This is a genomic window from Bacteroides sp. An19, assembly GCF_002160215.1.
Lineage (GTDB): Bacteria > Bacteroidota > Bacteroidia > Bacteroidales > Bacteroidaceae > Phocaeicola > Phocaeicola intestinalis.
In genome coordinates this window covers 15,774-31,939 of record NZ_NFKD01000024.1, presented here as the reverse complement: position 1 = coordinate 31,939, position 16,166 = coordinate 15,774, and the positions used below count along the sequence as shown (strand labels likewise).

At 47.8% G+C, this 16,166-nt stretch carries 14 protein-coding genes; 10 read left to right on the top strand and 4 right to left on the bottom strand.

Annotation, left to right across the window (positions count from 1 at the left end; translation table 11 throughout):
• Window positions 1-8: 8 nt before the first annotated feature.
• The 3 genes from B5F25_RS10595 to B5F25_RS10585 form a co-directional block, all read right to left on the bottom strand.
• Window positions 9-1,937 (bottom strand): DNA topoisomerase IV subunit B, encoded by a 1,929-nt coding sequence (locus tag B5F25_RS10595; RefSeq protein ID WP_022040551.1) that lies wholly within the window; start codon window positions 1,935-1,937, stop codon window positions 9-11.
• A gap of 118 nt (window positions 1,938-2,055) precedes the next feature.
• Window positions 2,056-3,186 (bottom strand): N-acetyltransferase, encoded by a 1,131-nt coding sequence (locus tag B5F25_RS10590; RefSeq protein WP_087249485.1) that lies wholly within the window; start codon window positions 3,184-3,186, stop codon window positions 2,056-2,058.
• 295 nt (window positions 3,187-3,481) lie between these two features.
• The gene (locus tag B5F25_RS10585) at window positions 3,482-4,531 is read right to left on the bottom strand and encodes a DUF3810 domain-containing protein (RefSeq protein WP_087249483.1); all 1,050 of its coding nucleotides are present in this window, start codon (window positions 4,529-4,531) and stop codon (window positions 3,482-3,484) included.
• 207 nt (window positions 4,532-4,738) lie between these two features.
• Here B5F25_RS10585 and B5F25_RS10580 point away from each other — a divergent pair, with 207 nt between their 5' ends.
• The 5 genes from B5F25_RS10580 to uvrC all read left to right on the top strand — a co-directional run bounded on the left by B5F25_RS10580 (window position 4,739) and on the right by uvrC (window position 11,419).
• A complete protein-coding gene (locus B5F25_RS10580; protein WP_087249481.1) occupies window positions 4,739-5,968 on the top strand; it encodes a spore maturation protein in 1,230 nt (409 codons plus the stop codon).
• Between the two features lie 120 nt (window positions 5,969-6,088).
• Window positions 6,089-6,514, top strand: a complete 426-nt coding sequence (gene ybeY / locus B5F25_RS10575; protein ID WP_087249479.1) for an rRNA maturation RNase YbeY — start codon at window positions 6,089-6,091, stop codon at window positions 6,512-6,514.
• 517 nt (window positions 6,515-7,031) lie between these two features.
• The gene (mnmG, locus tag B5F25_RS10570; RefSeq protein ID WP_087249477.1) at window positions 7,032-8,903 is read left to right on the top strand and encodes a tRNA uridine-5-carboxymethylaminomethyl(34) synthesis enzyme MnmG; all 1,872 of its coding nucleotides are present in this window, start codon (window positions 7,032-7,034) and stop codon (window positions 8,901-8,903) included.
• Window positions 8,904-8,959: 56 nt separating this feature from the next.
• Window positions 8,960-9,484, top strand: coding sequence for an adenine phosphoribosyltransferase (locus tag B5F25_RS10565; RefSeq protein WP_087249475.1), 525 nt, complete (start codon window positions 8,960-8,962; stop codon window positions 9,482-9,484).
• Between the two features lie 126 nt (window positions 9,485-9,610).
• Entirely contained in the window at window positions 9,611-11,419 is a 1,809-nt protein-coding gene (uvrC, locus tag B5F25_RS10560) for an excinuclease ABC subunit UvrC (RefSeq protein ID WP_087249473.1), read from the top strand.
• A 98-nt stretch (window positions 11,420-11,517) separates the two neighbouring features.
• On the opposite strand, the gene B5F25_RS10555 is transcribed toward uvrC, so the two are convergent.
• A complete protein-coding gene (locus B5F25_RS10555) occupies window positions 11,518-12,858 on the bottom strand; it encodes a nucleoside hydrolase-like domain-containing protein (RefSeq protein ID WP_239414030.1) in 1,341 nt (446 codons plus the stop codon).
• Between the two features lie 136 nt (window positions 12,859-12,994).
• On the opposite strand from B5F25_RS10555, the gene dtd reads away from it, so the two are divergent.
• From dtd to B5F25_RS10530, 5 genes are all read left to right on the top strand, one after another.
• Window positions 12,995-13,447, top strand: coding sequence for a D-aminoacyl-tRNA deacylase (gene dtd, locus B5F25_RS10550; RefSeq protein WP_087249471.1), 453 nt, complete (start codon window positions 12,995-12,997; stop codon window positions 13,445-13,447).
• A 118-nt stretch (window positions 13,448-13,565) separates the two neighbouring features.
• The gene (locus B5F25_RS10545; RefSeq protein ID WP_022040543.1) at window positions 13,566-13,895 is read left to right on the top strand and encodes a nucleotide pyrophosphohydrolase; all 330 of its coding nucleotides are present in this window, start codon (window positions 13,566-13,568) and stop codon (window positions 13,893-13,895) included.
• A 44-nt stretch (window positions 13,896-13,939) separates the two neighbouring features.
• On the top strand, window positions 13,940-14,848 hold the full coding sequence (gene deoC, locus B5F25_RS10540; RefSeq protein WP_087249509.1) for a deoxyribose-phosphate aldolase: 909 nt from the start codon (window positions 13,940-13,942) through the stop codon (window positions 14,846-14,848).
• 96 nt (window positions 14,849-14,944) lie between these two features.
• Complete coding sequence (locus B5F25_RS10535) at window positions 14,945-15,184, top strand: DUF3791 domain-containing protein (RefSeq protein ID WP_013618368.1); 240 nt, start codon at window positions 14,945-14,947, stop codon at window positions 15,182-15,184.
• Window positions 15,181-15,663 carry a DUF3990 domain-containing protein gene (locus B5F25_RS10530; protein WP_087209154.1) on the top strand — a complete coding sequence of 161 codons (483 nt, stop codon included), beginning with the start codon at window positions 15,181-15,183 and terminating at the stop codon, window positions 15,661-15,663. Before B5F25_RS10535 ends, B5F25_RS10530 begins: the two co-directional genes overlap by 4 nt.
• Window positions 15,664-16,166: the final 503 nt, after the last annotated feature.

The following is a 16,166-nucleotide window of genomic DNA, read 5'->3' as shown; positions in this document are numbered from 1 at the left end:
ATTCATTATTACTGAATCAAATCTTCCTCCACCACCAGGTTGTTGATGATGAAGTTCTGACGTTCCATCGTATTCTTTCCCATATAAAATTCCAGCAATTCACCTACGGCATCGGTCTTACGAAGAGAAACCTGTTCCAGACGCATATCCTTGCCGATAAAATTCCGGAACTCATCGGGCGAGATTTCTCCCAAACCTTTGAACCGGGTGATTTCCGGATTCGGACCAAGTTTCTCGATCGCAGCCAGTCTTTCTTCTTCCGAATAGCAATAAATCGTTTCGTATACACCTTTCTTCCGGTTCCGTACGCGGAACAAGGGAGTCTGGAGAATATATACATGTCCTTTCTTAATCAGATCGGGGAAAAACTGGAGGAAGAACGTAATCATCAGCAGACGGATGTGCATGCCATCTACATCGGCATCGGTAGCTACAATTACCTTATTATACCGGAGACCGTCCAGCCCGTCTTCGATGTTCAAAGCCGCCTGAAGCAAATTGAACTCCTCGTTTTCGTAGACCACTTTCTTAGTCAGCCCGAATGAATTAAGCGGCTTTCCACGCAAGCTGAAGACAGCCTGTGTATTGACATCACGGCTCTTCGTAATAGAACCGCTTGCCGAATCTCCCTCGGTAATGAAAATAGAACTTTCCAGACGTGGGTCATTTTCTTCATCTTTCGGTGCTTTCTGGTCGTTCAGATGCACCCGGCAATCGCGCAACTTGCGGTTATGCAGGTTGGCTTTCTTTGCCCGTTCGCGGGCTATCTTGGTCACGCCGGCTATTGCCTTCCGCTCTTTTTCCGACTCTTGAATCTTCTGCAGCATCACATCCGCCACATCAGCATGCTTATGCAAGTAATTGTCTACATTCTCCTTGATAAAGTCGCCCACGAACTTATTGACACTAATGCCTGAAAGGGGATATGGATTCCCGTCCGAATCTTTTTCGGGAGCCATCACCAACGAACCTAACTTGATTTTGGTTTGACTTTCGAACGTCGGTTCAATCACATTGATGGCAATTGCCGCCACCAATCCATTACGGATATCCTGGTATTCCAGATTCTTGCCGTAAAATTCCTTGATGGTACGGGCAAGGTGTTCCTTGAACGCGCTCTGATGAGTACCTCCTTGCGTGGTATGCTGGCCGTTGACAAACGAATAATATTCCTCACCGTATTGAGCGGTATGCGTAAAGGCAATCTCTATGTCCTCTCCTTTCAGGTGCACAATCGGATACAACCCCGAAGTGGTCATATTATCGTTCAGCAAATCCTCCAATCCATTCCGGCTCACGATACGCCTTCCGTTATAATAAATGGAAAGCCCTGTATTAAGATAGGTGTAATTGCGGAGCATCGTCTCGATAAACTCAGGACGGAAATGATAATTCAGAAACAACGTATGGTCGGGTTCGAAGAAAATGAATGTTCCGTTCTCCTCATCTGTATCTCCAGTCCTGTCACTTTTCAGTTCTCCCCGTTCGAATACGGCCTCACGCATCTGTCCGTCGCGCACGCTTCGTGCAACAAAGCGGGAACTTAACGCATTGACCGCCTTGGCACCGACTCCGTTCAGTCCGACACTCTTCTTGAATGCCTTCGTATCGTATTTACCTCCGGTATTCAACATCGACACGGCATCGACCAGACTACCCAACGGAATGCCTCGTCCATAATCGCGGACAGATACACGCAGGTTGTCTTCCAGTTGGATGTCGATGCGCTTTCCGGCTCCCATCTTGAACTCGTCAATGCTATTGTCTATCACTTCTTTCAGCAAGACATAGATACCGTCCTCGGCCTGCGAACCATCGCCCAAACGTCCGATATACATACCGGGACGAGTGCGCACGTGCTCCATATCGCTCAGGTGACGGATATTCTCCTCCGTATAAGAAACGGTCGGTTGTATCGATTCGTTCTCTTCTGCCATGGTTTAAAGTTTTTAGTCAGTTGACAAGGTAACAAGTTGACAAGGTTTTAAAATCTTATGCGATACTATTTAGAACCTTGTCGCCTTGTCCACTCGTCACCTTGTCAACTTAAATGAATTATAACATCTTCCTGTAAGCCCTGCGGCGCTTATGTTGTTCGGGATTGAATACACTCCATTGCGACTGGACTTTCTTGTTGTCTTCCAGTTCGGGATTGCTTTCACCGTATTCAAACCCTAACTGCTGGTACACCGGTATCAAGTCATAAAACAACAAAGCATTCACACCTTTGCTTTGATACTCCGGCTTCACTCCCACCAGCAAGAGGTCCAGTATCTTCGGTTTCTTGATGAACAATGCCTTGAGCAGGTGATACCATCCGAAAGGCAGCATCTTCCCTTTCGCTTTCTGCAAAGCTTCAGACAGCGAAGGCATCGAAATACCTGCGGCTATCAGATTTCCTTCCTCGTCTTCGATAATCGACACCATACGCAGGTCTATCAGCGGCAAATACATCTTAATATATTGGTCGATCTGACCTTGCGTCATCTTCGAATAGCCATACAGTGGAGCGTATGCCTCATTTATCAGGTCAAAAATGCGTTGCCCGTAATTCTTTTCCTTTATTTCCTTCCGTTTCAACTTCTTTATCTTCAGCTTATACTTCTGAAGTATGATTTCTGAAATACGCACAAACTTTTCAGGAATGGCTTCGGGCACTTTCATCTTAAATTCCACCCAGTCAGCATCCTTCTCGAAACCCAACTTTTCCATGTGTTTCTGATAATAGGGATAATTATAGATGGTAGACATTGTCCCCAGCTGGTCGAACCCATCAATCAGCATTCCTTCTGCATCCATATCAGTAAAGCCCAGCGGACCTACGATGGATTTCATTCCTCGTTCTTTCCCCCATTGTGCCACAGTATCAAGCAATGCTTCTGATACTTCTTCATCATCGATGAAGTCTATCCATCCGAAGCGCACTTCTTTCTTCTGCCACGTATCGTTAGCACGATGGTTGATTATCGCCGCCACTCGCCCTACGACCCTATCATTCTTATAGGCAAGGAAGTAATCGGCTTCGCAAAACTCGAACGCCGCATTCTTCTTCGGGTTAAAGGTATTCAACATATCATCGTACAAATCGGGAACGGAATAAGGGTTTCCCTTGTATAATTCGTAATTGAAGCGAATAAAGGTCTTCAGCTCTTTTTTCGAGCTTACTTTCTTAATGATAATGGCCATCTGTTCGTTAAAGTATGTATTTCAGGGCGTAAAGATACAAATTTTTATCCGAAAGCATAAGGAAAGAAGAATACTTTTTCCAGAACGAAGAACGGGACGCCACAAAACAAAATACCAAACAGACAGGAATAATCTTATTTTACAGACAAAAAGAAAGCAAAACAAACAATCCGTACACTTCATTTATACATAATGAAAGCAGACAAGCGTCATTTCCGTTTTTCCAAATACATCCAGAATCGAAAAAACGCGCAACGCACTGACTCCCCCCCGTAAATTCCAGATTCTCGCAGCCTCATTGCCACCAGTTTTCGGGCAAGGAAAGAATCATACCTGTCACCTCACCATAATTCTTCGTCCCCGACGGGATACGGTTTCCTTTCAGGTACCAGTTATAGACAGCATCCTGTACCGCACCTATCCACGGGCTATACCGTTCTCCCCAATAAATTTCTTTCGCGCGGAGTTCCCGCATAATGTCGGGACGGATATGGTTTGCCCATTCTTTACAGCCGGCTTCGCCCAATATCCGATAAGCGTCCCTATATATATAAGGTAGCAAACCGAAGTATCCGCAATAGCGCACGTACCTATTTGCGGAGCGGACGCAAACCTGATACGCCCAGAAGTTGGCTTCCGCCTCGCTACTTACACCTAATAAATGGGATAATTCGTGCGCGTATGTAAACGGATATTGCACCGGAAGCAATTCGTGATTGACGTGCGACTCATCGAAGAAAGGTCCCATATAGCCCAGTACGCCGACTTTCGAATACAAACCATTTACCAAAGACCGTTTCGGACTCTGATAGTCTTTCGGAACGGTCAGGGCGAAATATCCCGGCACTTGCCGGTAAATCCGTTTCACCTCACGCCGGATATCAGCTTCGGGCAAGAATGCTTCCGGACTATATGAGGCGTTCAAGCTATCGGTATAGGCTTCGAGGAAACGATGAAACCGCGCTTCTTCATACGAAACACGCGCTACGCCCGAACGGGAAAAGAAATCATTCCGGAAGTAATTCATGCCCCAGCCCCAATAGAACCAGACGTAAACCCACACCAACACTTCCACTTCACGCCCTAAGATGTGCCATCCGCTCCGTTTCTTCCGCCGTGCCACAAAAGGATAAACCAGCAGGAAGCCTCCAATCCCGATAACCGTCACTTCGCAAAGCGAGAACGGAACTACCGAAGCCATACCCGAAAGGCAAACGGAAAGCCCAGGATATACCTCCCGTGCGTACCATTCTCCGGCACCGGGTATCCAGCGGAACATCCACACACCTATCAGAAGCAGAGCCAGTACCGCCCAACGAATATATCGGAATCGAATGTATTTCATGAATGCAAAGTTATCATTTTCGGAATTAATTCTTTACTTTTGCGGAGAATTTTAATAACAGAAAATGAGGCACAAATCTTTATGTTTCCAACTTTAAAACGCAGATTAACGCAGATTCTCACAGATAGGGGAAATAATAATCTGCGAAAATTTGCGCTAATCTGCGTTTCATAAAGACATCTGCTTACTTGACAAAACAATAAGACTATGGTTCTGAACTACATCTGGATTGCTTTCTTCGTGCTGGCTTTTATTGTTGCCACAATACGGCTGGTATTCTTTGGTGACGCGGAGGTATTCCCCGACATCATCAACTCCACCTTTGCCTCTTCCAAGTCGGCATTCGAGATTTCCCTCGGGCTGACCGGTGTACTGGCACTTTGGATGGGCATCATGCGCATTGGCGAGCAAGGCGGAGTCATCGCCCTTTTCTCGCGCGTACTTAGCCCTTTGTTTTCCAAACTCTTTCCCGATATTCCCAAAGGGCATCCCGTAACGGGAAGCATCTTTATGAACATGGCGGCCAATATGTTGGGATTGGACAATGCCGCCACGCCCCTCGGACTCAAGGCAATGGAAGGCTTACAAGAACTGAATCCGAAGAAAGACACTGCTACCAACCCGATGATTATGTTCCTGGTGATAAACACTTCGGGACTGACCCTGATACCTATCAGCATCATGGTCTATCGCGCCCAGCTGGGGGCGGCACAACCCACCGATGTATTCGTGCCGATACTCATCGCCACCTTTATTTCCACCCTTGCCGGTATCATTGCCGTGGCTCTTTACCAGCGCATCAACCTTTTGAACCGCACGATTCTGCTCTTTTTAGGAGGAGCAATCGCATTCATAACAGGCATCATCTGGTTCTTCAGCACCTTGTCGCAAGACCAAATCGACCTCTACTCTACCACCTTTGCCAATGTTTTCCTATTTGTGATTATCATCGGTTTCATCTTGGCGGGCATCCGCAAGAAAGTGAATGTGTACGATGCATTCATCGAAGGAGCGAAAGAGGGATTCACCACCGCCGTGCGCATCATTCCGTATCTGGTGGCGATACTGGTGGCTATCGGCGTGTTCCGTGCTTCGGGGTGTATGGATTACTTGACTCAAGGCATCGCCTCACTGGTAGAGATGTGCGGGCTGGATAGCGATTTCGTAGGCGCGCTTCCTACGGCTCTGATGAAACCGTTAAGCGGAAGCGGTGCACGCGGATTGATGGTGGATGCCATGAATACCTACGGAGCCGATTCGTTCGTAGGACGGTTGGCATGTATCTTCCAAGGCTCTACCGACACCACGTTTTATATCCTTGCGGTGTACTTCGGAAGCGTAGGCGTAGCAAAGACCCGCCATGCCGTACCTTGCGGCTTGCTTGCAGACTTTGCGGGCATCCTTGCCGCGATATTCGTTTGCTATTTATTCTTCTGATTTAATAAAACGCAGATTTTCGCAAATTCTCACAGATGACTATCTGTTTATTTCATATAAGAAATCCGCGTTAATCGGCGAAAATCTGAGTTTCAATACGATAACTTAAACAAGCCAACTATGATTACGTATCAGACCGAGGGGGTGGAAATGCCCCACATCAAGAAAAGAGAGACTACAGAATGGGTGAAAGCCGTCGCCCAAACGTATGGGAAGAAGGTGGGAGAAATAGCCTACATCTTCTGCTCCGATGAGAAGATATTGGAGGTGAACCGCCAATACCTGCAACACGATTATTACACCGACATCATCACCTTCGACTATTCCGAAGGAAACCGCATCGCGGGCGACCTCTTCATCAGCCTCGACACGGTGCGCACCAATGCCGAACAATTCAATGCCCCGTATGACACCGAGCTGCACCGGGTCATCATCCACGGCATCCTGCACCTGTGCGGCATCAACGACAAGGGTCCGGGCGAGCGCGAAATCATGGAGCAAGCCGAGAACAAGGCACTCGCCCTGCTGGCGGAGATGGAAAGATGAAACTCACCACAATATAGTAGAACAAAATTGGTTTGCGAAAAATAGAATGGAACACAGAGACACAAAGGCACAGAGTTCTATTTTTTGAGAGAACAAAGCTCACGTAGAAAAGATTTGGTTCGGCGTTCTTTGTCCTTTCTCTATTTATTTCTCCGTGGCTCTGTGCCTCTGTGTTCATCTTTTAATCACACACCACTCTTAATGGAACGCAGAGATGCAAAAGCGCAGAGAGTGGTGTTTATACAAACGCATAGAGCCATGTCCACCTATGCAATTAATCAACTCTCCAGTCCTATGCAGTCAGGACCGCAATCCTAACACATCAGGACTCCAGTCCTTGCATATATAGGACTGCAGTCCTTGCCTATTAGGATTTAGGGAGGACTGGCATCCGAAGGACCGAGCAACTATATGCATCGGGCGACGCAAGTAAATCTCTTTCTCTTTTTCCCTTATTCCATAGCTTAACCCGCCTTTTTTTCGTATTTTTGTGCCGTATATTAAAACGAAAAGACGAATGGATTTTAACTACGACGTGATTGTAATCGGGGCGGGACATGCCGGATGCGAAGCTGCGGCGGCATCAGCCAACCTTGGCTCGAAGACCTGCCTCATTACGATGGATATGAACAAGATTGCACAGATGAGTTGCAACCCTGCCGTGGGCGGGATTGCCAAAGGGCAAATCGTGCGCGAGATTGACGCGCTGGGTGGCTATATGGGCATCGTGACCGACCGCACCGCTATCCAGTTCCGGATGCTTAACCGCTCGAAGGGACCGGCCATGTGGAGCCCCCGCGCCCAGTGCGACCGGGCGAAGTTCATCTGGACCTGGCGCGAGATACTGGAAAACATCCCCAACCTGCATATCTGGCAAGACACAGTAGAAGAACTGCTCGTGGAAGACGGAGAAGTGAAAGGTGTGGTCACCTGCTGGGGTGTCACCTTCCACGCACGGTGTGTCATCCTCACCGCAGGCACGTTCCTGAACGGGCTGATGCACATCGGACGCAAGATGCTCGCCGGAGGACGGTGCGCCGAACCGGCTTCGTATCACCTGACCGAATCCATCACCCGGCACGGCATTACCGCCGGACGGATGAAGACAGGTACCCCCGTACGCATCGACGCACGGAGTGTAGACTTCTCGCTCATGGAGACACAAGACGGGGAAAACGATTTCCATAGCTTCTCTTTCATGAGCGAACCGCGCCACCTGAAGCAATTGCAATGCTGGACATGTTATACGAACGAGGAAGTACACGCCATATTGCGGAGCGGGCTTGCCGACTCTCCTCTCTACAACGGGCAAATCCAAAGCATCGGTCCGCGCTATTGCCCCAGCATCGAGACCAAAATCGTGACTTTCCCCGACAAGCCGCAACACCAGTTGTTCTTGGAACCCGAAGGCGAAACGACCCGCGAGCTTTACCTGAACGGCTTCTCGTCTTCGCTCCCGATGGACATCCAGTTTGCCGCCCTGCGTAAGATACCATGCTTCCGCAACGTAGTGGCTTACCGTCCGGGCTATGCCATCGAATACGATTATTTCGACCCCACCCAGCTCACGCATACGCTGGAATCGAAGGTCATCAAGAACCTGTTCTTCGCCGGACAAGTGAACGGCACTACCGGATACGAAGAGGCAGGCGGGCAAGGCATCATTGCCGGCATCAATGCACACCAGAACTGCACCGGAGGAGAGCCGTTCGTATTGGGAAGGGACGAGGCTTACATCGGCGTGCTGATAGACGACCTTGTGACAAAAGGCGTGGACGAGCCGTACCGCATGTTTACTTCACGCGCCGAATACCGCATCTTGCTCCGTCAGGACGATGCCGACATGCGCCTTACCGAACGGGCTTACCGCCTCGGTCTTGCCAAGCGCGACCGCTACGACATGCTTTGCCGCAAGCGGGAAATGATACAGCATCTGGTAGAGTTTGCCAAGACCTACTCCATCAAAGCCGATAAAATCAACGACACGCTGGAGAGTCTGGGCACGGCAAGGCTTGCCCACGGATGCAAGTTAATCGACCTGCTGAGCCGTCCGCAAATCACCATCGAAAACATCGCGCCGCACATCCCCGCCTTCCAAGCCGAACTGGATAAAGTGACCGACCGGAAAGAAGAAACCCTCGAAGCCGCGGAGGTGCTGATAAAATACCAAGGCTACATCGATCGCGAACGGATGATAGCCGACAAGATACACCGGCTGGAAAGCATCAAGATAAAGGGACGGTTCGACTATGCCAACCTGAACTCGCTCTCCACCGAAGCACGTCAGAAGCTTATCAAGATAGATCCCGAGACGCTGGCACAGGCAAGCCGCATACCGGGCATCTCGCCCAGCGACATCAACGTGCTCCTTGTCCTGCTGGGCAGGTAAAGCACAATGTTTCACGTGAAACAACAAGTTTAAGAAACAATCATAAAACACTGGCTATGAACAAAGAAACATTAAGAAAAAATCTAAGAGAAATCCCAGACTTCCCCAAGCCGGGAATCTTGTTCTACGACGTAACCACGCTCTTTAAAAATGCGGAGTGCCTGCAAGGACTCATCGACGAATTGTACGAGATGTACAAGGACAAAGACATCACCAAAGTAGTAGGCATCGAGTCGAGAGGCTTTATTCTGGGCGGAGCCTTGGCAGCACGGTTGGGTGCCGGCTTCATCATGGCACGCAAGCCGGGCAAGCTTCCCGCCGAAGTCATCGAAGAGACCTACGCCAAAGAATACGGAACCGATACCATCCAAATCCATCGCGATGCCATCGATGAAAACGATGTAGTGCTTCTTCACGATGACCTACTCGCCACGGGAGGCACCATGGCGGCTACTCATCGGCTGGTTAAGAAATGCGGAGCTAAGCAAGCCTACATCAACTTCGTCATTGAGCTGAAAGGGCTGAACGGGCGTAAGGCATTCCCCGAAGACGTGGAAGTGACTACCCTCTTGCAATTATAATCAGCAGGGACTAGTTAACCAGGTACTAGGGACTAGGTTTTAATACCTCCGTTGATGTGGCGAAGAAAGCTTTAGTATCTAAGACCTAGTACCTAGTCTACTAGTCACCTCAAACGAACTACGAAAATGGAAGAACTGAAGACCAACGAATACTTGCGGGGAATCGTAATGAACCTGCCAACCAGCCCGGGCATCTACCAATACCTGAATGCAGAGGGAACCATCATCTATGTGGGGAAGGCAAAGAACCTGAAGCGCCGTGTCTACTCGTATTTTTCGAAAGACCACCACTCGGCAAAAACCCGTATTCTGGTGAGCAGGATAGCCGACATACGCTACATCGTGGTAAACACGGAAGAAGATGCGCTCCTGCTCGAAAACAACCTTATCAAGAAATACAAGCCCCGCTACAACGTCTTGCTGAAAGATGACAAAAGCTATCCTTCCATTTGCGTAAGCAACGAATACTTTCCGCGTGTATTCAAGACACGGAAGATTGTGCGCGACGGTTCCACCTACTTCGGACCTTATACCCATTTCCCTTCCATGCAAGCCATGCTCGACCTTATCAAGAAACTGTACCCTCTCCGTACTTGCCACCTGGCTCTCACACCCGAAAACATTCAGGCGGGCAAATTCAGGGTCTGCCTGGAATATCACATCAAGAATTGCAAAGGTCCCTGCATAGGAGCGCAATCGCACGAAGAATATATGGCAAACATTGCATCCATTAAAGAACTGCTAAAGGGAAACACGCAAAAAGTGAGCCAAGGGATGATGCAGGAAATGATGCGGCTTGCCGACGAAATGCGGTTTGAAGAAGCACAGCTCATCAAAGAGAAATACGAGCTGATTGAGAATTACCGGTCGAAAAGCGAAGTGGTAAGTTCGGTGCTGCACAACATCGATGTCTTTTCCATCGAAGACGACGAGCAATCCGCCTACATCAACTATCTGCACATCGCCAACGGGTGTATCAACCAAGCCTTCACGTTCGAATACAAAAAGCGACTGGAGGAAACAAAAGAAGAACTGCTGGAGATGGGCATCGTAGAAATGCGCGAACGCTACAAAAGCCAGTCGAAAGAAATCATCGTGCCGTTCGAGTTAGATTTGGAAATGGAAGACGTAACTTTCACCATTCCCCAGCGGGGCGACAAGAAGCATCTGCTGGAGTTGTCCATCCTCAACGTAAAGCAATACAAAGTAGACCGACTGAAGCAAGCCGAAAAATTGAATCCCGAACAACGCAGTGTCCGTCTGCTAAAGGAAATCCAGGAACAACTGCACATGGACAAGATGCCCCTGCACATCGAATGCTTCGACAATTCCAACATCCAGGGAGCGGATGCCGTAGCGGCTTGCGTGGTATTCAAGAAAGGACACCCCAGCAAACAGGACTACCGCAAATACATCATCAAGACAGTAGTAGGTCCCGATGATTATGCTTCGATGCAAGAAGTGGTACGCCGCCGCTACACACGCATTCTGGAAGAGCAAGGAGAATTGCCCGACCTGATTCTAACCGATGGCGGCAAAGGACAGATGGAAGTGGTGCGACAAGTCATCGAAGACGAACTCAGTCTGCATATCCCGATAGCCGGACTTGCCAAAGACAACAAGCACCGCACTTCGGAAATTCTCTTCGGCTTTCCACCCAGAAACATCGGGCTCAAGCAAGGGACTCCCCTCTTCCACTTATTGGAAAACATACAGAATGAAGTCCACCGCTTTGCCATCACTTTCCACCGCGACAAGCGGAGCAAAAGCCAGATTGCCTCGGCACTGGACGGCATCAAGGGCGTAGGCAAAATGCGTAAGGAAGCGCTGCTGAAACATTTCAAGAGCGTGGCACGCATCAAGAAAGCCTCGCTGGAAGAACTCGCCGAAGTGGTAGGGATGAGCGTGGCGCAAACCATCAAAGAGACTTTGTGAAACGAGTCTAACAATACACAGAGCTTTTCGGAAATATTTTCCAAAAGCTCTGTGCCTGTATACTTTCTACCGTATCTGAAAAATCCGATTGGGCTTCATTATTCCACATTCAACACAACTCGACGGTATGCCGTCAATGCTGGCATACCATTATCTGTAACTTCCAGAATCAAATGAATACTTTTACCCGAAGCATCTGTCGGAATTTGTAAGGTACATTGAGCAGAAGAATCTCCATCAAGTAGCATACTCCCTTTATAAGTGCTGGGGGCTTCATAAATTGTCCACTTGTAATGCAATTCATTCCCATCTACATCTTTCGATGCAGAAGCATCAAAGCACAAAACATCTCCTGCTTTTACCCTACGGAATACACAATGTAAAGATGCATCCCCATCCAATACCGCCAACGGATGATGATTGGCATCCTCAAACTTATCTGTAGAAGTCCACAGCATACGTGCCGCAAAATCATTCCATATCTGCTTCTGCCACTTATTTATACTTCCAACACCTTCGGATGTACTTGCATACACACCATAAGGGTCGTACTGCGTTTCGTCTTTTCCGCTCTTTTCTATAAAATCCATACCCCGTACACCCATTGTTTTTTTCTTAGAAAACCGGCCTCCCCAGCCTCCATACTCCAAACTATCCGGAACGTTCAGTCCATTGGCATACACATATAGAAAAGAAGGGCTATCACCTTCCGTTGCCCACATCCGGTCGGGATAATATACACCCAAAGGCATACAGCATTGAATATGCTCGTCTGTCCACTCATCAGATGGTGCCCATCCATACACTTCCTTATTCCGGATATATACAATCTCTGGAAAATTATGAGCAATCCACGCGCCGGCATCATCTTGCCCTAAGACATCATAAATACGTAGCTTGTTTATGAAACGTTCAAGTTCTTTTTCGGTCCGGGTATGTTTTACCTTCCATATAGCTTGTGCTACTGTATTCATTCCACCCCATGCTGCAACCCAAACCGGACGTTTGTCTCCAGCCTTATCTACAGCTGAAATTATCAGTTCAGAGCCAGGAGAATCTTTGCCTTCTCCTACTCCATCCATATTCGATTTTGCTTGTCCCCGTTTAACCAATGACAACAGATAATCTAAATCCGGATATCCTGCTGCATGCTTTTTCAAGCGTGGCAAGACTTCTCCAAACTTCCGAACGACATCTTCCAGTTTCTCTGTCTTATCCGGATCGTCCATCCATACCTGTGAACTGATCAACCCTTCAATATCGATTACATTCGAGCATACCAACAAATGAATCATCGATTGGATGTCATCAGGGTCAGTGCCCCCTAAATCTGTCGTTACAATCAACCGGCACTTTTCTTCTGGTGACAATGTCTGTGCTGCGCTACACAATACAGACAATAGCATACAAACCCCAACAAATAAAAACTTCATGTTCATAACAAAATCAATTTTCTGTAAACTAAAAAAACAATTACCCCTTCCGCAAATATAGAAGTTCTTCATGTTTCATACAAGTTTCATACCAGAGAATTGAATAAGAATCATTATCTTTGCGAAAAACCTAAAAACCGATATGAGAGTAGTAATCCAACGTGTAAGCCATGCATCAGTCACCATCAACGGGACGTGCAGATCGGCTATTAAGGAAGGCTTCCTCGTCCTGCTTGGCATCGAGGAAGCCGACGGACAAGAAGATGCAGACTGGCTATGCAAGAAAATCGTCAACCTGCGTGTATTTGATGACGAGAACGGAGTGATGAACAAATCCATTCTGGAAGCAGGAGGCGATATCATCGTCGTCAGCCAGTTTACCCTGATAGCTTCTACCAAGAAGGGGAACCGTCCTTCGTACATCCGCGCCGCCAAGCACGAAACCGCCATTCCTCTCTACGAATACTTCTGCAACGAACTGAGCATCGCCTTAGGCAAGCAGGTAGGTACCGGAGAATTCGGAGCCGACATGAAAGTAGAATTGCTGAACAACGGTCCCGTCACGATATGTATGGATACGAAGAATAAGGAATAAAAAAACAATCCAGTTGACAAGGTAACAAGTTGACGAGTTAACAAGGCTCTAAATACCTTGCATAACAATTCAAGACCTTGTTCCCTTGTCAACTCGTTAACTTGTCAACTAAATAATTATGACAATCGAAGAAGCACAGAAAACAGTCGATAACTGGATAAAGACCTACGGCGTACGCTACTTCAGCGAACTGACCAATATGGCGGTACTGACCGAGGAAGTTGGCGAACTGGCACGCATCATGGCACGCACCTATGGCGACCAGTCGTTCAAGGAAGGCGAGAAACACGACCTGGGCGACGAGATGGCAGACGTACTTTGGGTGCTGCTCTGCCTTGCCAACCAAACGGGCGTGAACCTGACCGAAGCTTTCCGGAAGAACCTGGAAAAGAAAACAGCACGCGATAAAGAAAGACATCAAAACAACCCAAAATTGAAAACGACATGAGCAAGAACGAAGAATTTGAAAGCGAACTCTTCCAGAACTTGGATATGGAAGACAAAGAGCACCTGAACCAACCCAGCAAGTATGACATGGCATTGGGAAAATACAACACGGCATTAAAAGACGAGGACATCGCGGCAAAGACCGCCCACATTATCGAGAAATACGCGGCGGAAAACGACACGCCCGAAGTAAAGAAGTTCCTCTTCCATTGCATCGACCTCACCACGCTGAAATGTACGGACAGCGAAACCAGCGTCATGAAATTCACCGAACGGGTCAATGCCTTCGATGACGAACACCCCGACCTGAAAAACGTAGCAGCTATCTGCGTCTACCCCAACATGGCGGAAATCGTGCACGACACGCTGGAAGCCGACAACGTGAAGATAGCCTGCGTATCGGGAGGCTTTCCTTCCTCGCAGACATTCACCGAAGTGAAAATAGCAGAGACCGCCATGGCGCTCCACGCCGGAGCCGACGAGATAGACATCGTGATTCCGGTAGGCAAGTTCCTCAGCGGCGACTATGAAGGCATGTGCGACGAGATACAGGAACTGAAAGACGTGTGTGGTGAAAAGCACCTGAAAGTAATCCTCGAAACGGGCGCATTAGGCTCTGCCGAAAACATCAAGAAAGCCTCTATCCTCGCCATGTATTCAGGAGCCGATTTCATCAAGACTTCTACCGGAAAAGAAAAGCCCGCCGCCACTCCCGAAGCAGCTTTCGTGATGTGCCAGGCAATCAAGGAATACTTCCTGGAGACCGGACGCAAAGTAGGATTCAAACCTGCCGGAGGCATCAACACGGTACATGATGCAGTGGTATATTATACTATCGTAAAAGAACTGTTGGGCAAGGAATGGCTTACCAATGAACTGTTCCGCCTCGGGACCAGCCGTCTTGCCAACCTGCTTCTTTCCGACATCCTGGGAGAAGACACAAAGTTCTTCTAAGCGGTTATCAGTCTCCCCTCTTCCTTTTCCATATCATGATGTGTTTATTGGAATGTTTGTTTAAGCTACACGTTAATATGTTAATATGATGAAGAAATGAAAACCGATAAGAAAGACAAAGAACTTGACATAGCCTATTTCTTGTCGTTCTGCATTGAACAGTACAAGAACAAGCATCAAATGAGTGGTGAAGAAGTCGCTACCTTGTTTGAACGATATGGCGTATTGCCTTATTTGGAAGACAATTTTGAGGTGCTTCACACGCAAAGTCATCAATGGCTAATGGATGAGATAGAAGAACTGATAGACAGACGAAAAAGCGAAGCGAAGAAATGATACTTTATCACGGCAGTATAGAACAGGTGAAGAAGCCTGAAATAAGAAGAACCAACAGGGCGTTAGACTACGGAAGCGGTTTCTATACGACAACTTCAGAAAGGCAGGCTACGCTTTGGGTAAAACGCAAATTGGGACAAAAAAGCGGCACAGGTTACGTCAATGTCTATGAACTGGACGAAACATATCGCACACAGTTAGACGTTCTCCATTTTACGTCACCTACAGAGCAGTGGTTAGATTTCGTAATGGCTAACCGCATGGACAAGGACTTTGAACATCATCATGACATCGTGATAGGTCCTGTGGCCAACGACCGTGTGTATGCCGCTTTTGCCTTATATGAAGGTGGATTGTTGAACAAAACGGAGCTAATCAATGAGTTGAAGACATACGTGCTTGTTGACCAATGGCTGTTCCATACGGAATGTTCCCTGCATTATCTCATATTTAAAGAAGCAAAGGAGGTGAAAGGATGAACTTAGAAATTACCAACCAAAATCTGTATTTACTGTTGCCGGGAAAAGTAAGCCGGGTAGCACAGATATACGCCAATGACCAAAAGATACCACTTCGAACAGCTCTTTACCGGTTTTATAGTTCGGATACTTACAAAAGACTGGCAGAGGAAACTACGAAGCTTTGGCACTTGGGCCCCGTAGCTCTCTATGCGGAATTCTCAGATGAATTGAAAAGAAAACATGAAATACGAATGATTCCAAAGTAAACAGTAGCTGCATAGGCAAAGACAACGGCTGTCCTGCCAGTCCCGATGAACCAGTATTGCTGTTTTAACGTGCCAGGACTGCAGTCCTTATATACTAGGACTACAGTCCTACCTATCAGGACTGATGGAAGGACTGATATGCATCCGGCAACGCAGCTGCCTGTATGCACGAAGCCATGCACCTGATGCAGGGGAATAAGCCTGGTTCTTCCCTTTTGCATCATCGTATACAATCCAAAAATGAATGGCGGAATA